The following is a 26,090-nucleotide window of genomic DNA, read 5'->3' as shown; positions in this document are numbered from 1 at the left end:
CAGGTATAAGTCATGGCTAGCTTTCAAATCCTTTTTCGTTCAACCACTCAATAGCATCTTCTTCGTTGGTAAAAATACCCAGCTCAAGGCCTGCATTATCATAAACTCTCTGAAATTGCGCTCTTACTATAGGTTGTACCCTAGTATCGCCAATAACTAAGGCTCCAAGCGCCATTCCATGCTTCGCACGCCACTCAACTGAACGTTGCAGTTCTTTTTCGCCGGCTTTCGTCATAAGGGCGGAGCCGTGTAAAAAACCTAAAAATGCCCAATGACTGCCACCAAAGCTGTTAATCACATCCATCATATCCCGCGCATAGCGTTCAATGGCTGAGCCATCGGCAATGCCTTCAGCAGACACGCCAACAATACTACCAAGCACAGCAATTTGATACTGACCGTACTTGCTTTTCAGTGTTGCGTTAGGGTTAGAGAATATTTTCATACTCCCCCTTTTTGCAGGTGAATAACGCACTTACGTTGAGAATCAATGAAGTGTAGACCATTAATCTTCGTGAATAACGTCTTTCAAATACTGAAACAGCTCTCTGAATGCTTTAGGCGGCGCATTCTTTTCACGCTCTTTCTTAATTTGGCGGTGAAATTGGCGCAGCTTTTGGCGGTCAAGTTCAGGGTGCGCTTCAATCAGCTTTTGAATAGCGGGGTCGCCCTTTTCAATCACGGCTTCACGGGCTTTTTCTAGTGCATGAAAGGCCGCATTGCTCGCCTGATGCTGATGTGTAATTTTAGCCAACGCCTCTTCAATAGGGGCGGTATCTCTTTGACGTAAAGCTTTGCCGATAAACTGAAGCTGACGGCGGTAACCGTCTTTTTTCTTATTCACTTTGCGCGCAATAGCTACGGCGTCAGCAAGCTCTTCATCCATTGGAATCGTCGCTATGTGAGCATCGGTCAGGTTAACTAAGGTTTCACCTAGCTTGTGAAGTTCTTTGGCTTGACGCTTCAGCTCAGTTTTACTGATTAATTCTTCCTCTTCGAACTCATCTGCTTGCGCATCTTCGAAGTAAGGATCTTCAGGAGAATTGTATTTCTGATCACTCATTTCAAACTCATTAGTGTTACACTTTAGCTAAATTGTAACTATCACAGTCGAATTAAGACAGCGAAACTTACTATGCAAATTGAGCAGCAGTTAGCCGACATTCAAAATGTCGTAGATGATGTACTGAAATTAGCCCTTTCTAAAGGCGCAACACAAGCCGAAGCCAGCATGTCTAAAGTGCAGGGCATCGCCGTTTCGTCACGTATGCAAGAAGTTGAAAACGTTGAATTTACCAACGACGGCGGCTTAGGTATAAGCGTATACGTAGGCAAGCGAAAGGGGAGTGCGTCTACCGCAGATCTGAGCAAAGCGGCGCTAACACTCGCGGTAGAAAAAGCCGTAGATATTGCTCGCTATACCAGTGAAGATCCTTGTACAGGTTTGGCCGATGCCGACCTTATCGCCACTGAATTCCCTGATTTAGACCTGTATCACCCTGAAGAGTTAGATACTGAAAAGGCCATTAAAACTGCTATTGAAGCCGAAACGGCGGCAATGAATTACGACTCGCGCATTACAAATTCAGATGGCGCGTCGTATAACGCAAATCTAGGTATGCGCGTTTACGGCAACACCCATGGAATTAACGCCGGTTATCCTAGCAGTCGTTATTCACTAAGCTGTATGGTTATTGGCGCACAAGATAACGATATGCAGCGCGATTACGCTTACACAGTAAGTCGTAATGCGTCTTTGCTGCAATCAGCAAGTGCAGTGGGTATTGAAGCCGCTAAAGCTACCGTAGACCGTTTAGGCGCCCGTAAAATCAACACGGCAAACGTGCCTGTGCTTTTACACCGTGACATTGCATCTAGCTTATTTGGCCATTACGTTGGAGCTATCAGCGGCGGCAGCCTTTATCGTCGCTCTAGCTTCTTGCTAGATAGCTTGGGTAAACAAGTTTTCCCAGAATGGCTTAATATTGAAGAGCGTCCGTTTATTAAAGGCGGCTTAGCAAGCTCAAGCTTCGATAACGAAGGCGTGGCATGTTCTGACATGACCATTGTAGATGCGGGTAAATTGGCTACATACCTTTATACCACCTACTCGTCACGCAAACTAAACACCCGCTCGAATGGCCACGCTGGTGGTATTCATAACTGGCTAGTAGGTGATACGGGTCATAGCGACGCCGAGCTGCTTAAAGAAATGGGCACAGGTTTGTTCGTAACCGAACTGATGGGGCAGGGCGTTAACGGTGTGACGGGCGATTACTCGCGCGGCGCAGCGGGATACTGGGTTGAAAATGGCATCATCCAATACCCAGTTCACGAGGTAACGATTGCTGGCAATCTGAAAGATATGTTTAAAGGCATTGTGGCAATTGGCGCTGAAAAAGATGTGCGAGGTAGTGTACAGACCGGTTCTGTGCTTATTGACCAAATGAAGATAGCAGGCAGCTAGTTTACGCTTTCTCGAAACGCTGAAGGAGACAGCCCGGTGGACTTCTTAAAGCGTTTCGAGAACGTAAATACATTTGCGTAGCCTACATAACTGGCGATATAAGATACGGGCCACTGCGTGCTTAGTAATAAGCTTTTGGCTCGTGTCATACGCAAATGGATAACGTGCTGTTTGGGGCTTCTCCCAAATACTTGTAAGCACAGCCTATGAAGGTGAGGGGCAGAATAATGCGCTTTCTCACTTAAGCTTTCCATATCCCAATCAAACTGAAGCTGTTTTTCAACCGCAGAAAAGAGGCTGTGTAGTCTGCTTACTTGGCGTCGTTCTTTCTCATCGTGAGTATGTACGTCACTCAAAGGCGCATCAATAATACGGTACAGGTAGCGAGACACAACTTGCATCGCCGAATTTCGATTCTCGACGTCACGCTCTAAATACAAAAGTTCCATTGCATGATGCAGTCCTTCCAGCATGGCATTATCCACTATCACAGCACCTAGCTTATTAAATGGTGTCCAGCGTTCGGAGTCTGCCAGGTTGACCCAAATTATATCCCATTGCTCACTGACTATTGTGACTTCAAAACTTTGCCCAGCGGGTAAAATAATTAGCTGTCCTTCATCCAATTGCATCTCGCCTGACGGGACACGAAATTTTCCTTGTCCATGAATGCTGTAAAACAAGGTGTGGTTAGGAGGCGAAACGCGACCTACCGTATAGTCACCTGATAAGTTAGAGCATCCTGCTAGTTCAATCTCCAGGTCGCTGATTTCAGGCGCATTACTACTATCAATAAAGCGTTCAAGGCACTTGGGGCCTATGTCTACAATGTCTCTAAAGCTAAGTTGCATAAATGTGAAATGATAGTTTTGGATAAATATATGAAAGATTAGAGCATAAAGGATTTAATGAAAGTTAGCTACATTGCGCTTAACGAAAAAGTAAAGGATATGACATGCTTAATGTTGCGCAAGTAGTGGCTCAAAACGATTGGCAAAACCCGGTTGTATTTCAGAGGAATCGCATCAATGCCCACAGTCCACATCACGGATATAAAACGCTAAAAGACGCATTGCACAATACCAATGCGCAAAAGCGTAGTTTAAACGGTCAGTGGGATTTCCGTTTATTTGAGGCACCAGCAAACGTACCTGAAAGCCTGCTTTCTAAAACATTAAGTGATGATGAATCTGCTAATTGGCAGCCTATCGCGGTACCTTCTAATTGGCAGCTGCAAGGTCACGACAAACCGATTTACTGTAACGTTAAATATCCCTTCGCGGTGAACCCTCCAGTGGTACCCAGCGAGAATCCAACGGGTTGCTACCGAACAACGTTCAACGTTACCAAGGATGAGTTAAAACAGCGCAATCATATTGTTTTTGAAGGGGTAAATAGCGCGTTTCACTTGTGGTGCAACGGCGAGTATGTGGGCTATTCCCAAGATAGTCGACTACCGGCTGAATTCGATTTGTCTGGCTACTTGGTCGAAGGTGAAAACCGACTAGCGGTAATGGTGATCCGATGGTCAGACGGCAGCTACTTAGAAGATCAGGACATGTGGTGGCTTAGCGGTATCTTCCGCGACGTAAATCTTGTCACCAAACCTCAGCATCACATTCAGGATGTGTTTGTTACGCCAAGCCTTGACGCATGCTATCGCGACGCAGTAGTAACCGTACGTACCGCCATCAATGCGCCTTCTACTTACAAAGTGGGTATCCAGCTTTTTGATGGCGATAACGCTGTTACCGAGCAAGTCATTACCGGCACTAACAATAAGCGTATTGATGAAAAGGGCGGTTGGGATGATGTAGTTTTTCAAACGCTTCATGTGAATGAACCTAAACACTGGACTGCTGAAACACCGAATCTGTACCGCATCGTAGTCTCACTTATTGATGAGAATGGCAATGCCGTTGATGTTGAGGCCTATAACGTTGGCTTTAGAAACATTGAAATGAAAAACGGCCAGTTACTGGTAAATGGTAAAGCCGTGCTAATTCGTGGGGTTAACCGTCACGAACACCATCAAACAAAAGGGCATGCAATCAATGAAGATGACATGCTTGAAGACATTAAGTTGTTAAAGCAAAACAACTTCAATGCCGTACGTACCGCTCATTATCCAAATCACCCTCGTTGGTATGAGCTTTGTGATGAATACGGGCTTTATGTGGTGGATGAAGCTAACATCGAAACCCACGGTATGTTCCCAATGGGAAGGCTTTCTCGCGACCCGCTCTGGGCCGGCGCTTACATGGCGCGCTTTACGCAAATGGTCGAGCGAGACAAAAACCACCCCAGCATCATTATTTGGTCGTTGGGGAATGAGTCTGGTCACGGCCCTACCCACGATGCAATGTATGGCTGGGCAAAGTCATTTGACCCATCGCGCCCTGTACAGTACGAAGGCGGCGGCGCTGATACTTCGGCTACCGACATTATTGCGCCAATGTACGCACGGGTTGATACCGACATTAAAGACGATGCAGTGCCTAAGTGGGCCATTAAAAAATGGTTGTCGATGCCGGGGGAAAACCGCCCCGTTATTCTATGCGAATATGCGCATGCTATGGGCAATAGCTTGGGTAGCTTTGATGAATACTGGAAAGCGTTTAAGGCTTATCCTCGCCTTCAAGGTGGCTTTATTTGGGACTGGGTAGATCAAGGGTTAGTAAAGCACACTAATAGCGGCGAAGCATACTGGGCTTACGGCGGAGACTTCGGCGATACTGAAAACGACAGACAATTCTGTATAAACGGTCTGTTATTTCCAGACAGAACGCCACATCCGCACTTATTAGAAGCTAAATATTGTCAGCAGCACTTAAGCTTTTCGTTGGTTGAGAAAGACAACAAGTTTGAGCTTACAGCAAGCAGCGATTACTTATTTAGACGCACAGATAACGAGTTGTTACGTTGGCAAGTGCTAGAAAATGGACAACCGATTGCTGAGGCGAAGGGCGAATGCGAAATCGACATAGCGCCACAACAAGCACAAACGCTCAGTCTTAGCCCAGATATTACGTTTAAAGCAGGCGCTGACTACCACTTAAATATTGATGTGGTACTAGCGAATGACTGTTCGTGGGCTAAAGCAGGGCATGTTATGGACACCGCCCAGTTAGCGCTAGTCAACAAGCGTGGAATAGTATCGTTTTCTCTTAATGATAACGAAACAACAAGCGGCACTAGTGAGCTATCAATTGAAGCTCAGGATGGGATGTTGCAGGTACATGCGCAAAATAACGTATTTAGCTTTAATAGTGAGAGCGGGCTATTAACCTCGTGGCTTCAAGGCGCGGAGGAAACACTTGCCGCGCCGCTAGAAGATAACTTCTTCAGAGCGCCGCTAGATAACGACATTGGGGTAAGCGAAGTTGATAATCCAGACCCAAATGCGTGGGAGTCTCGCTGGCGTCGTGCTGGAATTGGCAAGTGGACACGCACTTGCACGGGCGTAGACGTTGAGCAGGGCGCGCAAGACGTGCGTATAACATCGTTATTTGACTATCACCATTCAGAAAAGCTGGTAGCGGCAACCAAGTGGGTTTACACCATAAATGTACAGGCCAAGCTATCGGTAGACGTTGAAGTGCTCTTGGATGACGGTTTACCACCTATGCCGCGAATTGGTATACAAACGGCAGTGCCTGTAGCCGATAAGCCAACGTCGATTACCTGGCAGGGACTAGGGCCATTTGAGAACTACCCTGACAGAAAAGCGGCAGCGCGTTATGGTCGCTACACCTTACCTATAGAAGAGATGCAAACGTGCTACATATTCCCAACGGACAACGGCTTGCGCTGTGGCTGTACACAACTTGAGGTTAGCGGCCTGAAAGCAAAAGGACAGTTCTATTTTAACGTGAGCGAATATGGACAAGCACAGCTAGACGAGGCAAAACACGCCTGTGATTTAACACCTCAAGATTGTGTGTTTGTGTACATTGATCATGCTCACATGGGCGTAGGCGGCGATGATTCATGGAGCCCAAGTACACATAAAGCATTCTTGTTGGAAGAGAAGCAATACCGCTACTCAGTTTGCTTTAGCGCTACTGACAGCTAATCCTCAGTGTGAAGTAGATCATTTAGCTCTCGATATCTCAAGTGACATTTCACGGCATAGCTTAGTTATGCCGTCATTGGGATGAATTGTTTACATATAAAAAAAGCCGCTACACAGTAGCGGCTTTTCATTAATTCAAAACTCGTTCAGGCGACGTCTTAGCCGTCAACCTGACCGCAGAAACGGTAACCTTCACCGTGAATGGTTACAATCAATTCTTCATCTGAAGGATCTGATTCGAAGTGCTTACGAATACGACGAATCGTTACGTCAACCGTACGGTCATTCGGACGAAGTTCACGCCCCGTCATTTCCATTATTAGCTGCTCACGGGTAAGGATCTTACCTGGATTGCTTAAGAAAAGGTGAAGAGCGCGGAATTCACTGCGTGGTAGGCGGAACTCTTTCCCGCTAGGTGAAATCAATGAACGGCTATCACCGTCAAGCGTCCAGCCGTTGAAGCTTACACGGCTTGGTAAATCGTCATCTTCTGAAGAGTTTGTAGTACGAGACAGTAAGTTGCGCGCGCGAATAGTCAATTCACGAGGGTTGAAAGGCTTAGTCAGATAATCGTCTGCGCCAATTTCAAGACCTAGAATACGGTCAACGTCGTTATCACGACCCGTTAAGAAAATAAGCCCAACGTTTTTACGGTCACGTACTTCACGTGCCAAAATAAGGCCATTTTTACCCGGTAGGTTAATGTCCATGATAACCAAATTGATAGCGTGATTCTCGAAGAAATCATGCATTTGATCACCGTTCTCGGCCTCAAACACATTATACCCTTCCGCTTCAAATAAACTCTTAAGCGTGGTACGGGTTACCACCTCATCTTCAACAATTAACACATTTGGCGTCTGCATGGTGTTCTACACTCTTTCTAAAATACGATTTAAGCAACTAACTGGTTAAATTTTAATATTCATGTACTTGATTGCAAGCAACTTGTGAATATTCTTACTGTTAAGGTATTGGGGTTAGCCAATAAAAATCAAGAAAAGTTCATACTTTATACAACTATTCTGACGTTTTCGCATTAACAACGGGGAAGATAATTACAAATTCTACGCCGTTGCCTTCCTCACTGGTGATCGATATTGAACCATTAAGGGCTTGCGTTACTAAGTTGTATACCAAGTGCATTCCCAATCCGGAACCGCCTTGCCCGCGCTTTGTGGTGACAAAGGGGTCAAATATCCGTTTGCGAATTTCTGGGGAAATGCCTTTTCCGTTATCGGTATAAACAAGCTTGAGCTTATTGCTACTCACCATTTCGGCACGAATATCAATTGTGCCTTCATCCATGGTTTCAAACCCATGAATAACCGAATTCATGATTAAATTAATCAAGATTTGATTTATTGGGCCAGCCTTCGTTTCAACGCTAAGGGTAGGGTCGCAATCTACGTTGATGTTGTGTTTTAATTTTTTGAGTCGAGGCTGCAATGACAATAGTATCTCATTAACTAGCTGTACAACGCAAAAACTTCGACTAGATTCTGAGGTTTGATCTACAGCAACCTGCTTAAAACTGCTAATAAGTTCGGCTGCTCTGTTCAAATTGCGGTAAATAATGTTGAGGTTTTCGTTACTTTCATCCAAAAAGCGTTTCATTGCACTGGCTTTCAGCGTTTTATTTTCAAAGTCCTTATGAATAACCGCTAACCTGTCTAACATCATGGTTGATGCAGTTACGCCTAAGCCTATTGGCGTATTAACTTCATGGGCGACACCGGCAACCATGTCACCGAGAGAAGCCATCTTTTCGTTCTGCACGATTTGACGCTGGAACTGATGTAGCTTTTCGAGCGTTTGAATAAGTTCCTGATTTGCATCCTTAAGGGCGGTTGTTCGTTGACTTACCATATCTTCTAGGCTGGCATTGAGTTTTCTATGTTGCTCTTCAGCCTGCCGTTGCTTTTGCATGTATTCTTGCATACGGAACAGCATCACATTAACGGCGTCAGCTAAGATGTCGAGTTCTTTAATGGTGGAGCCGTTGGCACGGGCCGAATAGTCGCGCTGTCGCGATGTGCGTTGCAAAAAGTTAGCGATACCTTCAACTGGGCCTGTCACAAAACGCTGCATTCTTAGTGCGGAATAAAAACTTATAAGCAATAACGCCAAGGCTACGGCTAAATTAAGCCAAATTGACTTTCCAACCAACTGATTAAAGTTTTCTGATGAAACCCTTAGATACACCCAGCCCAACTGAATGTTAGTTTCTGTATCGAACACTTTTGCACTGAGTTCAAGGTAGCGACCATTATCTGCTAGTACTGGGTTCATAACCATGGAAGCTAACTGACTTTCTTTGCCACCTAACAAAAGCTGCCCTTCTTTATTGTATGAAGCAAAAATCTCAGGCTCTGCCGCTCCGCTTTTTGCTTTGTAAACATGAGCATTAAGCACATGCTCAGCGGCAGTGAGGTTATTTAATGCAAATTCAATGCGTTCAGGCGTTTCATCGTAGAGGTAAGTGGCAGAACTTCTGGCAACTAGTTTGGCGAGTATCAGTGCGTTCGACTCAAGCTCGTGGCGATAAGTTTTTATCTGTGTATAAACTGTAAGCGTTGTTAAAACCGCAAGTGAAAAGGTAGCAATAGACATCACCACCCAGAGAAAGAGGCTCTTTATAGAAAGCTTAACTGCCTTATCCGTCATACCCGCCTTGTGTACCGTCCATCTACATCGTCCATTTTTTAATAGTGGCGCAAAAATGGACAAAAGGAAAGGTGCTTATAAACAATAATTAATGTAGAACACACCCATCACAAATATTTACACCTAAGTGGATATGTTGCTGTAAAACAAAGCAAAAAATAAAGCCTAATTAACGGCTGCTAAATACAACTGCTGATAACTTTTCGCCGCTGCTTCCCATGTGAATTGCGTTCGCATTCCTCGCTGCTGCATTGCTCTAAACTTAACAGTATCTTCGTAATAAGCTAGCAGTGCTCGCCGAATGCAAGTCAGTAACGCGTGCGGTGTAGGCTCATCAAACACAAAACCGGTTCCATCGTTGTCATTGCTGTAGTCAATAACCGTGTCTTTAAGTCCTCCTACAGAGCGAACGATAGGTATGGTCCCATAAGCTAAACTGTACATTTGGTTTAATCCGCACGGCTCAAACTGAGAAGGCATTAGGAAAAAATCAGCGCCGGCTTCTACCAGATGGGCATGCTCGGAACTAAAACCGTTTATAAACGCGAATTGGTCAGGGTGTTGTTGAGCGAATTCGCCAAGGTCCATACATACTTTAGGATCGCCCGTGCCCACTATTACTATTTGAATATTGTGCTTAATAAGGTCATCCAAGATTGGCAGTATGTAACCGAAGCCTTTTTGTTCAGTCAGCCGGCACACCATTCCAATAAGTGGTACGTTGCCATTCTCAGGTAATCCTGACTTCTCTTGTAATGCTCGTTTACATGTAGTCTTCGGATGAAGATTCTCTACACCGTAGTTCTCAGGGAGAAATGTATCTGTCTCGGGATTCCACTGAGTGTAGTCACATCCATTTAGAATACCGCTTAAATCGGCTTGACGATTTACAAGCCGCTCGTGCAGGCCGTGACTGCCCAAGTCTGTGAGTAACTCGCTTGCATAATTAGGGCTTACCGTTGTCACTTTCGTGGCAAACTCAATTCCACTCTGAAGCATATTGATGTAACCGCCGTGCACTTGCGCCAGAATGTTAGGATGATGGCGAAGAAAGGGAATGCACTCAAGCTTATGCACGCCTTGAAAAGCGGCATTATGAATAGTAAATATGGTTTTAGTACCGTCAAAATACCCAGATTTGTCGTGGGTAAGCAAAAACGGCAGCATGGCCGCATGCCAGTCGTGACAGTGAATAATGTCAGGCTTTTTATCGATAGCTTTCAGCGTTTGGAGTACAGCGCCACTGAAAAAGCTAAAGCGCTCACCATTGTCTTCATATGCCTCAAATGCGTTGGCGTATAGCCCTTCACGCATAAAGTATTCAGATGAGTCTACAAAGTAAATAGGAATACCGTGCCATTGCATGTAGCGAATATCAAAATGGTACACCTGACCTTCAGTAAACAGGGTTTGTTGCTCGGTTATCGTGGGCAGTTCAAATTGCTCTGCCAGTACTTGGTAATAAGGCATAACAATTGTAACGCTTTCGCCCAAACCATCTAGTGCGAGAGGCAGTGCTTTACCAACATCTGCAAGACCGCCGGTTTTTACCAACTCTTCAACTTCTGAAATAGCAAATACAATATTCACAGGTGATCTCCCAAAGCGCACGTAAAGTTTACTCGTTATGCTTGATACAATGTAAGGAAAAAGCGCCGTGTGCCATCGTGAGGCTTTCACAATGGCATGAACAACAGGTAGAAAAACTAAGTTAGCACAAGCTATTGGCTTTTTTAATTACAAAGCCGCTTGATAAACAGAAAATTGCGACGTTTGTGCTGTGGTATAGACCGTTTGGAAGTGCTCAGCGAGTAAACCTGGGTAGGGTAAGAATCGGTTCGCCACCATCTGCATAGTACCGCCACGACTTAAGCTTGCTTTAGCATCTGAAATAAAGCGCTTAGTGATGGTGTAGTCAGTTTTAATACCTGTGTGAAATGGCGGGTTGGTGACAATATGCTGTACTTTTTGGGTAAAACCGTGCAATCCATCCGCAGCATAGAGTGTTGCTGATAATCCGTTTTCTGCTAGGGTGAGTGCACTACAGTAAACTGCAAGTGCGCTTACGTCAGTAAGATGAAGCTTTAAATGCGGGTATTTCAGCATTATATAACTGGCTATTACCCCTGCGCCGCATGCGAAATCAAGTATTTCACCGCTTAGTGACGTTGAAAGTTTTTCTAATAATAACTCAGTGCCTGCATCCAGTTCTTTGTAGCTGAATACGCCAGGCATAGAAGCCACTTGCCAAGCTGTGCCCTCAACATGATAAGTGTTCATATCAAGCCATGCATCGGGTTCAAAGGCAAGGTGTGGCTCTTCAACTAAAACGGTGATAAGACTGCAGTGGCGAGCAGAATCAACCTTTTGGGTTGGGCCGTATTGGTCCATCAACTTAGCAGCACTCTTTATACCGCCCTTATTTTCACCTACCACGTGAATACGACCATTTTGACCCACCATGCTGGCCGCCATTCGCAATAGCATCTGAAAATGGGTTTTTGCTTTGGGTAAGAAAATCATCACGTCAGTGTGAGATTTCTCTAGTGCCACGAAAGGCGTAAATATATGGATATGATTTCCGACTTTTTGCGTCACCTCAAAACCTGTGCGCGTAATATCTCGGCTATCAAACGATACCGAAGGTACGACTCTTACGCACTCTGAAAAAATATCGAAATACTGGTGAATCACCGTGACTTCCTGCGATTTAAGACCGTCTAGGAAATACGCATCAGAAGGGTTGATAAATGCCCACTGACCTTCGTCGAAAAGCGCGATATTACGTTCTAACAGTTGGCTTTGAGGAGATAAAATCATTACTTAGTACGCTCGAAAATTAAATCCCAAACGCCATGACCTAATTTTTGGCCGCGGGTTTCAAACTTGGTAATAGGGCGATAGTCCGGACGAGGTACATAGTCACCATCAGTGGCTGTATTGGTGTAACCGTCGGCATTGCTCATAACGTCTAACATGTGCTCAGCATATTGCTCCCAATCCGTCGCCATATGAAAACAACCGCCAATAGCTAATTTGGTGCGAACCAGCTCAACAAATTCAGGTTGAACAATACGGCGTTTGTGGTGACGCTTCTTGTGCCAAGGGTCTGGGAAAAATAGCTGTAGGCGAGACAACGAACCGTCTGGGATCATATTTTTAAGCACTTCTACCGCATCATGGTCCATTACACGCAAGTTCTCGACGCCTTGTTCGCTTGCTTCAGCTAAGCATGCGCCAACGCCTGGACGGTGAACTTCAATGCCGAGAAAGTCTTTCTCAGGAGCATTTGCGGCCATTTCCACCAATGACTTGCCCATACCAAAGCCAATTTCTACAACAACAGGCGCACTTCGGCCAAAAATTTCTGAAAGCGATAACGGTGCTTCAGCGTAGTCAATACCCTTGGTTGGCCAATGATCTTCTAACGCTTTTTCTTGTGCTTTGGTAAGTCTACCTTCGCGTTTCACGAAGCTTTTTACCTTGCTTACGTATACTCCAGCGGCTTCTGCTTCCGCCTGACTTTTGAATTGCCTCATTTGCAATGCCTTTCTTACCCAATTTTATGGTGGCGCATTATCCACTTACCCACGGCTTATGCAACGCTATCGTGGCAAAAATGCTGTAATTTTATACGCCAATTTGTTTAGCAATAATAGACGCTACGGCGTCAGTTTTCTCAAGTACTAGCATATGCCCTGCATCACTTACGGTGTGGAAGCTTGCTTTAGGCAGCATACTTTTAAGTTGCTGTATTGCTTCTGCAGGGGCAATTGCATCATGCTGTGCAGTGATAAACGTCACTGGCGCATTGACCTTTGCGAGTGCTTTAACGGTACTTTCTCGTGGCGTAGTTGCTAGCGTGTGGTTGAGTAACGTTGTTTTACCTAAATCCTGCGCCATCGATTTTACAACACCAGCCACGTTTTCATCCGCTAAGCGGGAAGGGTGTATAAATCGCGAGAGATAAGCGTCGTTGTCGGGCTTAAAGTTACCTTGCTTAAGCATAGTAGTAAGCTGCTTACGCTTTGCAATTTCTTCTTTTGATAACCCTTCTGGGTTGTAACCGATTAAGGTTATCGAAGCAATATTGGCAGGATTGCGCTGTGCTACTAATGCAGCTATAAACCCGCCCATCGAATAACCCACAAGGTGCACTTTTTCGTTATCAAGAATGCGATCTTCACTTAATGCCAGCATTTCTTCTAGCGATGCTGCCCATTGAAGCGGTACATAACGACGTTGTGCAATATTTAGTTCGCGCCAAAGCGGTAGAAATACGCGCTCGTCGCAGAGCGTACCGGGAAAAAATAAAACAGGGTTCTGCACAGACACGTGTGCTCCTTAACAATAAACTGGCTAGTTACATGCTACCATAGCGCGCTTTTTAATGAATGGTCGCTAAGTAGAAAACGACCAAGCGGTAGTAACTGCCCATACAGACGATTATGACAGAACAACAATATACAGGTAGCTTTGCAGAGCGAGCACTCGCATGGTTTGATAAACACGGGCGAAAGCATTTGCCTTGGCAACAAGACGTTACGCCTTATAAGGTGTGGGTGTCGGAAATAATGCTGCAGCAAACTCAAGTCACCACGGTAATTCCCTACTTTAAACGCTTTATGGCGTCTTTTCCCACCGTGCACGACTTAGCTAAGGCTTCTCAAGACGACGTGCTTCATCATTGGACAGGGCTTGGCTACTACGCAAGAGCAAGAAATCTTCACAAAGCTGCGAATACGCTGGTAGAAAAATACAACGGCGAGTTTCCCTATAGTCTAGAAGAAGTTATGGATTTGCCCGGCATAGGGCGCTCTACCGCTGGGGCGATACTTTCGCTATCTCGCAATATGCGCTTTCCTATATTGGATGGTAACGTGAAGCGTGTGCTGGCGCGATACTATGCAATTGGCGGGTGGCCGGGACAGAAAAAGGTAGAGAATCAGCTTTGGGAAGTGGCCGAGAAAAACACGCCCACCAATTCAGAAGGCGGACGTTGTGCCAACTATACGCAGGTGATGATGGACTTGGGCGCGATGATCTGTACGCGAAGCAAGCCAAAGTGTGATGAGTGCCCGCTTCAAGCCGACTGCATTGCCTACGCACAAGGCGCGCAAGCCGACTACCCGGGTAAGAAGCCGAAAAAGGCGCTACCCGAGAAGTCCACCTATATGATGGTGGCACAGTTTAACAGCCAAGTGTATTTAGAGCAGCGTCCCTCAACAGGGCTGTGGGGTGGTCTATATGGTTTTATTGAGGTGTCTTCAATAGAAGAGGGGATGGAGCAGTTGGCCAAGCGAGGTATCAGTGTCGACGAAACCCGAACGCTTGAAGGGTTCCGTCATACCTTTAGCCATTTTCATTTAGATATCACCCCGGTAGTGGCCGTGGTAAACTCTGCTCCATCAAAGCGCGTAGCCGAAACAGCATTTCGTTGGTTTTCGTTGAACGAGCCTATTGAAGTTGGTTTGGCGGCACCTACAACCAAGATTATTCAGCAGTTAATGCGTTAGGCGTTTTAAGCCCAACGCAACATTTTTTGCTAAGCAGATAGCGAACGAAAGGAAATAACATGGCAAGAACGGTATTTTGTCGCAAGCTTCAAAAAGAAGCTGACGGCTTAGATTTCCAACTTTATCCGGGTGAACTGGGTAAGCGTATTTTCGACAACATTTCTAAAGAAGCATGGGCTGAATGGCAAAAGAAACAGACCATGCTGATTAACGAACACAAGTTGAATATGATGGAGCCGAATGCCCGTAAGTTTTTAGAAGAAAAAATGTCGGCCTACTTGTTTGACGACGTAGAGCCTACGATTGAAGGCTATGTTCCGCCTGAAAAATAAGCAAAAAAGCGTTTTTTGAGCAAACAATGCGCAAACAGTAATAAAAGCGCAAAAAAAGCGAGAAAAACGGTTGACTTGTGAAGGCGAAAACCGTTTAATACGCACCCACAGCAGGACAGGCAGCAAACGCCTAGAACGCTAACAAGTTTCAGCCTCGATAGCTCAGTTGGTAGAGCAGCGGATTGAAAATCCGCGTGTCCCTGGTTCGATCCCGGGTCGAGGCACCACCATTCAAGCCCTTGCAGAAATGCGAGGGCTTTTTTGATCCCGGTGGTTGAAAACACAGGCACACGCTAACGTGCCCCTGCGGCTGCGCCGCGCGTTGCAATCCCGGGTCGAGGCACCATTATTCAGAAAGCCCTGCATGAAAATGCGGGGCTTTTTTGATTCCAAACCTTTTTCCTCTATTTTGAAATTTGTGCTCGCGAAAAGACATATGGCTGCTTAAGCAGTGAACATCGTATAATGCGATAAATATGCGAAACTTATTAAGGGCGAAGGGCATGAATCGTCGTAAGAAAATTTTCACTACGCTTAAGAAGAAAGATAAGAAAGCCAAAGCTAAACTTCATAAAAGCAATAAGCCAACCTATATTTCTAAAGCGGAACGGGCAAAGCTAGCAGAACAAGAGCTCGATGAATTGTCAGTGACCAAAAAAAGTACTAAACCAGTCGACTGATAAAACAGCGATCAAACTCGGTGGTGAAGTTATCCAGCTAAAACAATGGATGCATTTAGGTCCGCCAAGCCGCGGTGTGTAATTTCGAGTTGCGAAAACACAAAAACACAAAAACACAAAATAGCCAGCTTGTAATCAAGCTGGCCATTTTTAGAAGTTTACATAGTCATGTTTTACATCAAGCGCTTAGAGGGTCGCTAAAACGTCGCTCGCACATAATCATCATCACGGGGCAACAAGCCTAGAGGTTTCGGCTTATGCTTTGTGCATGTCAATTCGGTACTTTGCTAACAGCATTTATTTGGATGTTAGACACAAATAGCGGCTAAAACGCTTTTTTAATAAAAAACTTATGCATGTTCTTGCCTACTTTTCAAAATGGGTACTACGCTTACTTAATGTGAACAAAGCTGGCTAAACATAAGGCTGATACCTGTTATGACTAGCAACTTTATGTTTTCTTTGTGCTAGACAATGGCGTCTTTCGGCACGAGTCATTAGTGCGCCGCACGATGTATTTCTCAAACAAAGTAACGTGCACAAGCATGAATGAGTGCTGTTGATTTCAAGTCACAGTGTTTTTTCAAGGAGAGTTTTTTTGTCATTTAATAACTTACCTTCGATGCAGCAAGGGGCTTTAAAGAGCATATATGTACTTTGTGGAGTTGGCATAGCTGCTTCTTGGACTTTATTCTTTTTTGTATCTGCGCTTACAGCGCTTGCGGTACTTACGGGCGTGGTTGTCTTTAGCGTATTTGTCTATTCACAAAGCTCGGATGAGGTCGACGAGATTTATCCCAATTATGAAAGTCTGGCGCAGGACGAATCAGAGGGTAGCGCTGACATCAAAAAAGCGAGCGAAGAGCTCTCCCAATCATTGAGCACGTGCGATACCAATTTATCGTCCATTAAATCTACTCAAGACGACGCTGTTGAAACCCTTTCCAATGCTTTTAGCAGTCTAAAGGCACTGGTAGCACAGCAAACACAATGTATTGACGCGTTATTGAGCGTTGATAGCACGCAAACGCAATCATATTCAGAACGCATGCGTACGTTTGCGCAAGAAACCGACGGAACCCTTACCCAATTTATCGGTTCAACCGAGCAAATGTCCTCGTCAACTAAGCACCTTATGGAGCAGGTGCAAACTATTCAGCAGGCGATGCCCACAGTTATAGAGGCACTTAGCGGCATTGACGACATTGCAGCGCAAACTAACTTGCTGGCGTTAAACGCTGCTATCGAGGCGGCAAGGGCGGGGGAAGCGGGCCGTGGTTTTGCCGTTGTGGCTGACGAGGTGCGAGCACTATCAACTCGTTCAACGCAATTTAGCGACGTAATTAAAACCCAAGTGGAGAATATCCGAAGTTTAGTAGACAAACTAACAGATACGGCAGAATTTGTAGCCTCGCAAGATATTTCGCAAGTGGTAAATGCCAAAGCTCACATTAGTGAGCAGCTATCGGAAATCATTCGTAAGGCAGAAGCGGACCTTGTTACCACAAAACAAATTGAAGAGATTGGTTCTCAGCTTGACGAGTCAATAAACGCAGCCATTCGGGGTATGCAATTTGGTGATATTAACGGCCAGCACATCGAGTATACCCAAGATATGATCAAATTTATTTTAGAGCAGTTGGCAACATTGAATGCTAACAGTATCGAAAGCTTTGTAAGAGCGTTAAACGAGTACCAAAAAGGGATCGCTGCGAAAGGTAAAAATGACCACAACCCGGTGTCTGCAACTTCTATGGACGCTGGAGAAGTTGAATTGTTCTAAGCTAAGAAAGGAACAGGAAGCATCGTCAGTAATGACTTACATTGGAGAAGTGAGCATATGAGCAAACACATTTTAGTTGTCGACGATTCTGTATCGATTCGTCAAATGGTAGAAATGACCCTAAAGGGGGCAGGGTATACCGTCACCACAGCCCAAGACGGGCAAGATGCGCTCGATAAATGTAAGAGTCAGCAGTTTAACTTTGTACTGACAGACCAAAACATGCCTCGCATGGATGGATTAACCCTAATTAAAAATTTGCGTAGCCTAGGCGCATATAGCAGAACCCCAGTCGTGATGCTTACCACAGAGGCGGGCGACGATATGAAAGCAAAAGGTAAAGCTGCAGGGGCAACTGGCTGGATGGTAAAACCCTTTGATCCAAATAAACTTCTTGATGTAACCAAGCGCGTCTTGGGTTAAGCCAATCTACTAAAACCTTAAGTCTGGAAGGATTCAGAATGAGCATCGATATTGAACAGTTCCACGGCGTATTTTTCGACGAGAGCGACGAGCATCTCGACGATATGGAACAGCTATTGATGAACTTGGATGTCGAGTCCCCTGATCCTGAAGAGCTAAATAGCATTTTTCGCGCTGCTCACTCTATTAAGGGTGGTAGCGGCATTTTCGGCTTTGATGCGTTAATGAATTTAACGCACGTGATGGAAAACTTGTTAGATAAGGCTCGCAACAATGAGCTTAGTGTTACCGCTGATATTGTAAATGTGCTCTTAGAAACTCTTGATGTTTTAAAAGACACGCTTAACGCCTACCGCGATGAGACCCCCGTACCAGAAGACAGTATTGCCGAGCGCATAAAAATTCTAAATGGCGTAATCAACGGTCAATCTACAGACGCAGCCCCTGGCGATGGTGACGATCCTTCAGAAGTAAGCGTGAATGCGCAAAACGAAAGCGCTCAAGATGACAGCTTTGGCTTCTTTGACGATGAGCCTAATGGCGCTATTGAAGCCGCTGACGACGGTTTTGGTTTTTTCGACGACGAGCCAGTTAACGAAGCGCATTCTCACGACGACAACACTAAAAGTGATAATAATGACGATGACGGCTTTGGCTTCTTCGATGATGAAATATCGAATGATACAGTCGACGCACAAACTGAAACGACTAAAACCGAAACAGCTGAAGAAGAACAAGGTTTCGGTTTTTTCGAAGACGCACCGTCAGCTACCAATATCAATACTTCCCTAGAAATTGCGAGTAGTAATAACGCGCAAAGCGCGAGTACTCAATTAAATACAGCAACAACATCTAACAATGATAAAGCGCCAACTACTGGCGTTGCCCCCACGACAACACAAGCCAAAACGCCGACAAAACCTTCCGCGAAAAAAAGCACCGCCCGTGAATCGGCCTCTATTCGTGTAGACACCACTAAAATTGATGCCATGGTTAACTTAGTCGGAGAGCTGGTTATCACCCAGTCAATGCTGTCTATGATAGGGCAAGACGTTGAAGGGCAGGTTGGCGAGCGGCTACAGCTAGCTATTGATGAGCTGCAGCGCAACACCCGGGAAATTCAAGAATCAGTGATGTCTATGCGCATGCTCCCGCTAACCGCAACCTTTAATCGTTTTCCGCGCTTAGTAAGAGATTTGGCTGGTAAGTTAGGTAAGCAGGTAGAACTGGTGCTCCAGGGAGGCAGCACGGAAATTGATAAAAGTTTAATTGAAAAGATCGTCGACCCCCTTACCCATCTCGTTCGCAACAGCATCGATCACGGCATAGAAATGCCCGACAAACGCGTCGCTGCTGGCAAGCCAGAAAAAGGCACGGTTATTCTAAGTGCCGAGCAGAAAGGCGGTAGCATTATTATCAGCATTATTGATGATGGCGGTGGTCTTCACCGCGACAAAATTATCGATAAAGCGCGAAGTAGCGGGCTCACCGTATCTGATGACATGCCTGATTCAGAAGTATGGCAGCTTATATTCCAACCTGGGTTTTCAACTGCCGAAGCCATTACCGATGTATCGGGAAGAGGGGTAGGCATGGATGTGGTGCGCCGCAATATCGAATCGATTGGCGGTCGTATCGATATCGAGTCTAGTGCCGGTGAAGGTTCAGCGTTTTTCATTCACCTGCCGCTTACGTTAGCCATAGTTGATGGCATGTGTGTGTCGGTGGGTAAGCAAATCTTCGTGATCCCACTTTTAAATATTATTGAATCTTTCCAGCCTACTAAGCAGCAGCTGAAAACCTTGGGCAACGACACCGTTCTCTATATACGAGATCAATACTGGCCTTTGGTGCCCCTCTACGACTTCATGGAAGTAGAGGATGCTGCGCTTTCTCCCACAGAAGGCATTGTGGTGTTGCTTGAAAGCAGTAAAAAACGCTTTGGTGTTTTGGTTGATGCGCTCGTCGGTCAGCAGCAGGTGGTGATTAAAAGCTTAGAAGAGCATTACCGTAAGGTGGCTGGAATAGCGGGGGCAACCATTATGGGCGACGGAAAAGTCGCACTTATTATCGATGCAGACTCCATTGCTACAACGTATACCTCCAGTCAAATAGAGGAGTTACTTTCATGAGTGAAACTGCCTTGCATCAAGCGGTTACCGGCGGACAGGACAAAGAATACTTGAGTTTTGTGCTTGGCGATGAGCATTACGCCTTGGACATCACCACAGTAAAAGAAATTAGAGGATACGAACAAGTCACTAAGATTGCGAATGCGCCAGCCTTCATAAAAGGCGTGATTAATTTGCGTGGTGACATCGTTCCTATCGTGGACTTGCGCATTAAGTTTAACGTAGGCGAGGCCACATATAACGACTTCACAATAGTGATAATGCTGAATATTCAAGAGCGTATTGTTGGCATCGTGGTAGATGGTGTATCCGATGTTATTCGCTTGTCTGAAGAACAAGTACTTCCGCCACCAGAGTTTGGCGTAGCTTTTGACAGTAGGTATCTACACGGTTTAGCTGATGTAGATGAAAACATGGTCATTCTGGTGAACATAGAAAGCTTAATAACCAGCGAAGAGCTGGGTTTAGTCGCACCTGAGAGCGTAAAAGACGACGCGTAGTTACAAGGTCCTTCACTAAACACAAACACCTGAGATTGGGAAATATTAGTTATGGGCGTATTTAATTTTCTGAACGGCGAAGAGTTAAAAATAGCGAAGCACGACTCGCTATTGAAGTCGAATATTCTAAAGGCCAGTGCCTCAAACTTGTTGGTTATCGACAAGTCGGGGGTTATTCACTATCACACTCCCGCATTCCTGCGAATGACAAAGGCCTACTCTAAGGACTTTACTGTCAACGATGGCGAGTCTTCACTATCAGGAAAGCACATAGACGACATTGCAAATGGGGCAAGCGCTTCAGAAAACCTGTCCTATTTACTTACCCATACTTCGGGCGATAAGCAACTCGTTTCTCTTGCAGAGCACGGTTTTTGTGTAAGTGCATCTACAATAAAGATAGATGAGAACGGCACTCAGCTTTATGTCACCGAGTGGCAGGACAACACTGAAAATAAACGCAATAAAGGTATGGTCGATGCCATTATGCGAAGTCAGGCGGTGATATCGTTTACGACAGATGGAGAAATCTTGTCCGCCAACGATAACTTTTTATCCGCAATGGGTTATAGCGAAAGTGAGGTGGTGGGAAAGCATCATCGTATTTTTGTCGACAGTAACTATGCACAAAGCGACGAATACAAACAGTTTTGGCAAAAGCTTAAAAGTGGCGATGTACACAGCGGAGAGTTTTGCAGAATAAACAAGCAAGGCGAAGAGGTGTGGATTCAAGCGACCTACAATCCAGTATTTGATGACAACGGTGACGTAGATTACATCATCAAGTTTGCCTCTGATATTACAGCGCAAAAACAAAAAAATGCTGACTACGAAGGGCAGATTACGGCCATTAAGAAATCACAGGCCGTGATCGAGTTTGATCTTGAGGGGAACATTTTAAATGCCAATGAAAATTTCCTCGCCGCAATGGGCTATAGCCTGTCTGAAATTAAAGGGCAGCATCACAGCATGTTTGTTGACCCAAGCTATAAGTTAAGCGCTGAATATGCTGCTTTTTGGCAAAGCTTAAAAGCCGGAGAGCACAGTGAGGGTGAGTATAAACGCATTGCAAAAGGTGGCAGGGAAATATGGATCCGCGCATCGTACAACCCCATTTTCGACAGCTCGGGTAAGCCATTTAAAGTCGTTAAATTTGCCACCGATGTAACGCAAGACAAGTTAAAAAATGCGTATTTCGAAGGACAAATTAACGCTATCAGTAAATCTCAGGCTGTGATCGAGTTTGATGTCGACGGCACTATCATTACTGCTAACGACAACTTCCTCAACACCATGGGCTACCGACTAGACGAAATCAAAGGTAAACATCACCAGCTATTTGTGGATGAAGAAACCAGACAGTCAGAGTCGTACCAGCGCTTTTGGTCTGAACTTAAAGAGGGTAATTTCTTCTCAGGAGAATTTAAGCGCATAAGCAAAGCAGGAAAAGCCGTTTGGATCCAAGCTTCTTACAACCCTATAGAAGACATGAATGGCAACCCGTTTAGGGTGGTCAAATACGCGACTAACATTACCGAAGAGAAGTTGAAAAACGCTTATTTTGAAGGTCAGTTGAACGCGATTAGTAAGTCTCAGGCAGTCATTGAGTTTGACCTAGAAGGTGTGATCTTAAACGCGAACAGCAATTTCTTAGCCGCTATGGGCTATACCCTTGATGAAGTAAAAGGAAAGCACCACAGTATTTTTGTAGACCCTGCTTTTAAAAGCAGTCCAGAATACGCGGCATTCTGGGAGCAGCTGCGCCAAGGCGTTTATGCAAGCGGTGAATATAAGCGTTTCAATAAAGCAGGAAAACCAGTTTATATCCAAGCCTCTTACAACCCTATTTTAGACCAAAACGGCAAGCCGTTTAGAGTAGTGAAATATGCCACAGATGTGACGGGAAGAACGTTAGCCGTTGAAAGTATTAAGTCTATTATGGCGAGTCTAACCGACGGCGACTTGCTGAAAACGATTGAAGAGCCGTTAGATGGCGACTTTAAAGTGCTTGGTGAATCGATTAATCACTTTATTATTGAACTGCGCGATACCATAGTGAAAATTCACACCGCTGTGGAAACCATCGATACGGCTTCAAATGAAATAGCTACAGGCAACGCCGATTTGTCTAGTCGTACCGAACAGCAAGCGTCAAGCCTTGAAGAAACTGCTTCTGCGATGGAAGAGTTAACGGGCACAGTAAAGTTAAATGCAGAGAATGCCGATCAAGCCAAAGGGTTAGCCAGCCAAGCGTCGGATGTGGCGTCTGAGGGCGGCAAAGTCATTGAACAAGTGGTGCATACCATGGGTGAAATTAACGATTCTGCCCAGCGCATATCAGACATCATAGGTGTTATCGACGGCATTGCCTTCCAAACCAATATTCTTGCGCTAAACGCAGCAGTTGAAGCCGCAAGAGCGGGCGAGCAAGGCCGTGGGTTTGCTGTCGTTGCCTCTGAAGTAAGAACGCTGGCTCAGCGTTCTGCCGAAGCGGCAAAAGATATTAAGGCACTCATTTCGGCGTCGGTTGATAAAATTGGCGATGGCAATGTATTGGTGAATAAGTCTGGTGAGACCATGGCTAATATCGTCACTGCAATTAAACGCGTTAACGACATTATGTCTGAAATTGCTGCGGCATCATCTGAGCAAGCCACTGGAATACAGGAAGTGAGTAATGCGGTGGTGCAAATGGATGAAATGACCCAGCAAAATGCTGCATTAGTTGAGCAGGCAGCGGCGGCTGCTGACAGCATGAGACAGCAGTCAGGTGAGCTTGCACAGCGGGTATCGGTTTTCAAAGTAGGCAGTAATCGAAAGCCCGAACAGGATTCTACCGCACGCTCGTTAAACGGCAGTAATGCATTACCCAAAGAACGCGAAGTGCCCAAGCAACGGATAAAAGCACTTAATCCAGCCGCACCGGATGCGTCAGACTGGGAGGCATTTTAGTGTATGTCAGCAATACAAAGCACGGATGCGCAAAGGGAATTTCCATATAGCCGAAGAGACTTTGAGCGGGTTAAAAGCCTGCTATTTAAACAAGCAGGCATTAATTTAGCCGACTCTAAAGATGCAATGGTCTACAGCCGCCTAGCTAGGCGGCTACGCACGCTCAATATTCACAGCTTTAAAGAGTACCTGGCGTATGTAGGAAGCTGTAAAGATGAAATGGAGCACTTCATTAATGCGCTTACCACTAACCTCACTGCGTTTTTCAGAGAGCCGCACCACTTTGAAGCGCTAGCCAATTACCTTCGAAAGCGATCTCAAACTAAACGTATTTGGTGTGCGGCGAGCAGCACGGGTGAAGAGCCTTATAGTATTGCGATGACCGTGGCATCGGTATTTGGCACCTTTACGCCCAACGTGCAAATACTCGCCACAGACATCGACAGCAAAGTACTGCAGAAGGCCCGCGAGGGCGTTTATGCCCAAAACAGTATTAGCCAGCTTTCACACGATTATAAAACGCAATTTTTTTACAAAGGTAAAGGCGCACAAACCGGTAGAGTAAGGGTAGTAGATGAACTGAGAAAAATGGTGCAGTTCGAGACGCTAAATTTAATGTCGGCAAACTGGTGCTTAGAGGCGCCGATAGACGTAATTTTTTGCCGCAATGTCATGATCTACTTTGACCGACCTACTCAGCGCAAGATTTTAGCGCGCATGGTGAGGTTGATGCATAGCGACGGCATGTATGTGGCAGGGCACTCTGAAAATTTCACCATGTATCCTGAACTTGTCGCTCCCATGGGGAAAACCATTTACCGACCTGTTGTTTAAAAAGGAAGTTGTAGTATGAGTCAGGACGAAACCCCCATACGTTACTTTGATAACCGTCTTCAAAAAGAAGCGGTGAAAATTCTGCCTGGACAGTACTACGCGACGGCTTCAGACAAAGCATTGGTGACCATTCTTGGCTCTTGTGTAGCAGCCTGTATTTTCGATAAAGACAAGAAAATTGGCGGCATGAATCACTTCATGTTGCCCGATCTCAATTTCGCTACCAATTTAGACGCCTGCTTAGCCACAAAATATGGCGTACACGCTATGAATATGCTTATAGAGCAGCTTGTTCACTTAGGTGCACGTCGCGATAAACTTGTCGCTAAGGCGTTCGGAGGAGGCAAAGTGCTACCAGGATTTGTGCAGCAAGACATTGGGCGAGTAAACGCCGAGTTTGTTCTAGAATATCTAGATAATGCCAATATTCCGCTTATAAGCAGCGATTTAATGTCTAACTATGCACGCAAAATTTATTACTTTCCGGCCGACGGAAATGTTTATATGAAGCGAATTCGGGAGTTCAATAATGCTACGCTCTACGAGCGTGAGTCTGCGCATCGCGTACTACTCTCTGAGCAAGCTAAAAAAGGTGTTATTTCATTTTCGGAACAGTCACATGCCCATAAAAGTCCTCGTTGTTGATGACTCTGCGTTAATTCGCCAAATTCTTTCAGAGATAGTGGTGCAAGCCCCAGAGTTAACATTGGTGGGGGCGGCGCCCGATGCCTATGTAGCAAAGCGAATGGTTCAAGAGTTTAGGCCCGATGTTATAACCCTCGACATTGAAATGCCAAAGGTAGATGGGCTCCGATTTTTAGAAGTGATGATGAAGGCAATGCCAACCCCGGTGGTGATGATTTCTACGCTTACTGAGCGAGGGGCCGATGCAACTCTGCGCGCATTGGAGCTGGGGGCCGTGGATTTTATCGCAAAGCCAAAGCTAGGTGTTGCCCAAGGTATGACCGAATATGCCGCAGTTATCGTTGAAAAGATAAAAGCAGCAGCCCACTCAAAGTTAGGTCACCCTACTGAAACTCGCTGTACTAAGCATGCTTCCATGCGGTATACGGGCACAGAGAAGCTGATTGGTATAGGTGCTTCAACCGGGGGAACCGAAGCGATTAAAGATGTCATCATGCATTTTCCTCGCAATGCCCCGGCAACTATAATCTCCCAACATATGCCACCAGGCTTCACTACCACCTATGCCAGACGACTTGATAGCCTCTGCGAAATAACCGTAAGAGAAGCTCAGGGAGGAGAGCGCTTATTGCCTGGGTTTGCGTATTTAGCGCCAGGTAATAAACATTTAAAAGTAGAGCGAAGTGGGGCTGACTATCGCTTAACTCTTGATGATGGCCCTAAGGTTTCAGGGCACAAGCCCTCTGTTGATGTGATGTTTAATTCACTCGCTGAGCATGCAGGTGCAAACGCAGTGGGTGTATTACTTACTGGTATGGGGCGTGATGGAGCAAAAGGTATGAAGAACATGCACACTAAAGGTTCTGTCACTTTCTGCCAAGATGAAAAAACCTGTGTTGTTTACGGCATGCCGAAAACCGCCGTAGAAATGAAAGCTGCGAGTTTCATAAAGCCTTTAGACGAAATTTCAGACGCTATACTAGATACTCTCGAAGCAATAGGAGCGGGTAGTCGGCTTTAAGGTGTTTTTACCCTCATCGCTTCCCCTAGCGCTCTAACAATTTCTTTACCAACCACCCTATTC

22 protein-coding genes and 1 tRNA gene are annotated in these 26,090 nt (G+C 45.5%); 14 read left to right on the top strand and 9 right to left on the bottom strand.

What is annotated here, in order from left to right:
- Nucleotides 1-16: 16 nt before the first annotated feature.
- Both RJ41_RS04045 and yjgA read right to left on the bottom strand, forming a co-directional pair.
- The gene (locus RJ41_RS04045) at nt 17-445 is read right to left on the bottom strand and encodes a hypothetical protein (protein ID WP_039217277.1); all 429 of its coding nucleotides are present in this window, start codon (nt 443-445) and stop codon (nt 17-19) included.
- Nucleotides 446-505: 60 nt separating this feature from the next.
- Nucleotides 506-1,063, bottom strand: coding sequence for a ribosome biogenesis factor YjgA (yjgA, locus tag RJ41_RS04040; RefSeq protein ID WP_039217274.1), 558 nt, complete (start codon nt 1,061-1,063; stop codon nt 506-508).
- A 72-nt stretch (nt 1,064-1,135) separates the two neighbouring features.
- Between yjgA and pmbA the strand changes: the two genes are divergently transcribed.
- Entirely contained in the window at nt 1,136-2,467 is a 1,332-nt protein-coding gene (pmbA, locus tag RJ41_RS04035) for a metalloprotease PmbA (protein ID WP_039217271.1), read from the top strand.
- Here the strand turns inward: pmbA and RJ41_RS04030 are convergent.
- The gene (locus tag RJ41_RS04030; RefSeq protein WP_039217269.1) at nt 2,464-3,318 is read right to left on the bottom strand and encodes an AraC family transcriptional regulator; all 855 of its coding nucleotides are present in this window, start codon (nt 3,316-3,318) and stop codon (nt 2,464-2,466) included. The two genes, pmbA and RJ41_RS04030, sit on opposite strands and share 4 nt — an antisense overlap.
- Before the next feature lie 104 nt (nt 3,319-3,422).
- Between RJ41_RS04030 and RJ41_RS04025 the strand changes: the two genes are divergently transcribed.
- Entirely contained in the window at nt 3,423-6,542 is a 3,120-nt protein-coding gene (locus RJ41_RS04025; RefSeq protein WP_039217267.1) for a beta-galactosidase, read from the top strand.
- 158 nt (nt 6,543-6,700) lie between these two features.
- Here the strand turns inward: RJ41_RS04025 and arcA are convergent, their stop codons facing one another.
- The 6 genes from arcA to RJ41_RS03995 all read right to left on the bottom strand — a co-directional run bounded on the left by arcA (nt 6,701) and on the right by RJ41_RS03995 (nt 13,544).
- A complete protein-coding gene (gene arcA / locus RJ41_RS04020; protein ID WP_014947922.1) occupies nt 6,701-7,408 on the bottom strand; it encodes a two-component system response regulator ArcA in 708 nt (235 codons plus the stop codon).
- A 154-nt stretch (nt 7,409-7,562) separates the two neighbouring features.
- Complete coding sequence (locus tag RJ41_RS04015) at nt 7,563-9,209, bottom strand: sensor histidine kinase (protein ID WP_039217264.1); 1,647 nt, start codon at nt 9,207-9,209, stop codon at nt 7,563-7,565.
- 165 nt (nt 9,210-9,374) lie between these two features.
- Nucleotides 9,375-10,799, bottom strand: a complete 1,425-nt coding sequence (gene glgA, locus RJ41_RS04010; protein WP_039217262.1) for a glycogen synthase GlgA — start codon at nt 10,797-10,799, stop codon at nt 9,375-9,377.
- A gap of 147 nt (nt 10,800-10,946) precedes the next feature.
- Complete coding sequence (locus tag RJ41_RS04005; RefSeq protein ID WP_039217259.1) at nt 10,947-12,029, bottom strand: methyltransferase; 1,083 nt, start codon at nt 12,027-12,029, stop codon at nt 10,947-10,949.
- Nucleotides 12,029-12,748 carry a tRNA (guanosine(46)-N7)-methyltransferase TrmB gene (gene trmB / locus RJ41_RS04000; protein ID WP_039217255.1) on the bottom strand — a complete coding sequence of 240 codons (720 nt, stop codon included), beginning with the start codon at nt 12,746-12,748 and terminating at the stop codon, nt 12,029-12,031. Before trmB ends, RJ41_RS04005 begins: the two co-directional genes overlap by 1 nt.
- Before the next feature lie 91 nt (nt 12,749-12,839).
- On the bottom strand, nt 12,840-13,544 hold the full coding sequence (locus tag RJ41_RS03995; RefSeq protein WP_039217252.1) for an alpha/beta fold hydrolase: 705 nt from the start codon (nt 13,542-13,544) through the stop codon (nt 12,840-12,842).
- Between the two features lie 113 nt (nt 13,545-13,657).
- Between RJ41_RS03995 and mutY the strand changes: the two genes are divergently transcribed.
- From mutY to RJ41_RS03940, 12 genes are all read left to right on the top strand, one after another.
- Nucleotides 13,658-14,725 carry an A/G-specific adenine glycosylase gene (mutY, locus tag RJ41_RS03990; RefSeq protein ID WP_039217250.1) on the top strand — a complete coding sequence of 356 codons (1,068 nt, stop codon included), beginning with the start codon at nt 13,658-13,660 and terminating at the stop codon, nt 14,723-14,725.
- A gap of 59 nt (nt 14,726-14,784) precedes the next feature.
- Nucleotides 14,785-15,057, top strand: a complete 273-nt coding sequence (locus RJ41_RS03985) for an oxidative damage protection protein (RefSeq protein ID WP_014947929.1) — start codon at nt 14,785-14,787, stop codon at nt 15,055-15,057.
- 151 nt (nt 15,058-15,208) lie between these two features.
- Nucleotides 15,209-15,284: transfer RNA gene (locus RJ41_RS03980), tRNA-Phe, on the top strand.
- Between the two features lie 276 nt (nt 15,285-15,560).
- On the top strand, nt 15,561-15,737 hold the full coding sequence (locus RJ41_RS18840; protein ID WP_084081755.1) for a DUF2986 domain-containing protein: 177 nt from the start codon (nt 15,561-15,563) through the stop codon (nt 15,735-15,737).
- 622 nt (nt 15,738-16,359) lie between these two features.
- A complete protein-coding gene (locus RJ41_RS03975; RefSeq protein ID WP_420805478.1) occupies nt 16,360-17,520 on the top strand; it encodes a methyl-accepting chemotaxis protein in 1,161 nt (386 codons plus the stop codon).
- Nucleotides 17,521-17,577: 57 nt separating this feature from the next.
- Entirely contained in the window at nt 17,578-17,943 is a 366-nt protein-coding gene (locus RJ41_RS03970) for a response regulator (RefSeq protein WP_039217245.1), read from the top strand.
- 38 nt (nt 17,944-17,981) lie between these two features.
- On the top strand, nt 17,982-20,075 hold the full coding sequence (locus RJ41_RS03965; RefSeq protein WP_039217242.1) for a chemotaxis protein CheW: 2,094 nt from the start codon (nt 17,982-17,984) through the stop codon (nt 20,073-20,075).
- Nucleotides 20,072-20,575 carry a chemotaxis protein CheW gene (locus tag RJ41_RS03960; protein WP_014947935.1) on the top strand — a complete coding sequence of 168 codons (504 nt, stop codon included), beginning with the start codon at nt 20,072-20,074 and terminating at the stop codon, nt 20,573-20,575. Before RJ41_RS03965 ends, RJ41_RS03960 begins: the two co-directional genes overlap by 4 nt.
- A gap of 471 nt (nt 20,576-21,046) precedes the next feature.
- Nucleotides 21,047-23,527: a methyl-accepting chemotaxis protein gene (locus RJ41_RS03955; protein ID WP_476692293.1), complete on the top strand. Its 2,481-nt coding sequence runs from the start codon at nt 21,047-21,049 to the stop codon at nt 23,525-23,527.
- Nucleotides 23,528-23,530: 3 nt separating this feature from the next.
- On the top strand, nt 23,531-24,361 hold the full coding sequence (locus RJ41_RS03950; RefSeq protein ID WP_039217236.1) for a CheR family methyltransferase: 831 nt from the start codon (nt 23,531-23,533) through the stop codon (nt 24,359-24,361).
- Nucleotides 24,362-24,376: 15 nt separating this feature from the next.
- Nucleotides 24,377-25,006, top strand: coding sequence for a chemoreceptor glutamine deamidase CheD (cheD, locus tag RJ41_RS03945; RefSeq protein WP_039217233.1), 630 nt, complete (start codon nt 24,377-24,379; stop codon nt 25,004-25,006).
- Entirely contained in the window at nt 24,981-26,027 is a 1,047-nt protein-coding gene (locus RJ41_RS03940) for a protein-glutamate methylesterase/protein-glutamine glutaminase (RefSeq protein ID WP_039217230.1), read from the top strand. The genes cheD and RJ41_RS03940 overlap by 26 nt, the downstream gene beginning before the upstream one ends.
- Nucleotides 26,028-26,090: the final 63 nt, after the last annotated feature.

It is taken from the genome of Alteromonas marina, from assembly GCF_000808575.1.
GTDB classification, from domain to species: Bacteria; Pseudomonadota; Gammaproteobacteria; order Enterobacterales; family Alteromonadaceae; genus Alteromonas; species Alteromonas marina_A.
The sequence above is the reverse complement of the archived record's forward strand: the minus strand, read 5'-3'. Positions and strand labels throughout refer to the sequence as shown.

What these genes read in the sequence shown, in the direction of transcription:
- pmbA (WP_039217271.1), top strand. Translation starts at nt 1,136, where the DNA reads ATGCAAATTGAGCAGCAGTTAGCCGACATTCAAAATGTCGTAGATGAT.
- mutY (WP_039217250.1), top strand. Translation starts at nt 13,658, where the DNA reads ATGACAGAACAACAATATACAGGTAGCTTTGCAGAGCGAGCACTCGCA.
- RJ41_RS18840 (WP_084081755.1), top strand. Translation starts at nt 15,561, where the DNA reads ATGAATCGTCGTAAGAAAATTTTCACTACGCTTAAGAAGAAAGATAAG.
- RJ41_RS04015 (WP_039217264.1), bottom strand. Translation starts at nt 9,209, where the DNA reads ATGACGGATAAGGCAGTTAAGCTTTCTATAAAGAGCCTCTTTCTCTGG.
- RJ41_RS03960 (WP_014947935.1), top strand. Translation starts at nt 20,072, where the DNA reads ATGAGTGAAACTGCCTTGCATCAAGCGGTTACCGGCGGACAGGACAAA.
- RJ41_RS03975 (WP_420805478.1), top strand. Translation starts at nt 16,360, where the DNA reads ATGCAGCAAGGGGCTTTAAAGAGCATATATGTACTTTGTGGAGTTGGC.
- RJ41_RS03955 (WP_476692293.1), top strand. Translation starts at nt 21,047, where the DNA reads ATGGTCGATGCCATTATGCGAAGTCAGGCGGTGATATCGTTTACGACA.
- trmB (WP_039217255.1), bottom strand. Translation starts at nt 12,748, where the DNA reads ATGAGGCAATTCAAAAGTCAGGCGGAAGCAGAAGCCGCTGGAGTATAC.
- cheD (WP_039217233.1), top strand. Translation starts at nt 24,377, where the DNA reads ATGAGTCAGGACGAAACCCCCATACGTTACTTTGATAACCGTCTTCAA.
- RJ41_RS03940 (WP_039217230.1), top strand. Translation starts at nt 24,981, where the DNA reads ATGCCCATAAAAGTCCTCGTTGTTGATGACTCTGCGTTAATTCGCCAA.
- RJ41_RS04030 (WP_039217269.1), bottom strand. Translation starts at nt 3,318, where the DNA reads ATGCAACTTAGCTTTAGAGACATTGTAGACATAGGCCCCAAGTGCCTT.
- RJ41_RS03965 (WP_039217242.1), top strand. Translation starts at nt 17,982, where the DNA reads ATGAGCATCGATATTGAACAGTTCCACGGCGTATTTTTCGACGAGAGC.
- yjgA (WP_039217274.1), bottom strand. Translation starts at nt 1,063, where the DNA reads ATGAGTGATCAGAAATACAATTCTCCTGAAGATCCTTACTTCGAAGAT.
- RJ41_RS03950 (WP_039217236.1), top strand. Translation starts at nt 23,531, where the DNA reads ATGTCAGCAATACAAAGCACGGATGCGCAAAGGGAATTTCCATATAGC.
- arcA (WP_014947922.1), bottom strand. Translation starts at nt 7,408, where the DNA reads ATGCAGACGCCAAATGTGTTAATTGTTGAAGATGAGGTGGTAACCCGT.
- RJ41_RS04025 (WP_039217267.1), top strand. Translation starts at nt 3,423, where the DNA reads ATGCTTAATGTTGCGCAAGTAGTGGCTCAAAACGATTGGCAAAACCCG.
- RJ41_RS03985 (WP_014947929.1), top strand. Translation starts at nt 14,785, where the DNA reads ATGGCAAGAACGGTATTTTGTCGCAAGCTTCAAAAAGAAGCTGACGGC.
- RJ41_RS03970 (WP_039217245.1), top strand. Translation starts at nt 17,578, where the DNA reads ATGAGCAAACACATTTTAGTTGTCGACGATTCTGTATCGATTCGTCAA.
- RJ41_RS04045 (WP_039217277.1), bottom strand. Translation starts at nt 445, where the DNA reads ATGAAAATATTCTCTAACCCTAACGCAACACTGAAAAGCAAGTACGGT.
- RJ41_RS04005 (WP_039217259.1), bottom strand. Translation starts at nt 12,029, where the DNA reads ATGATTTTATCTCCTCAAAGCCAACTGTTAGAACGTAATATCGCGCTT.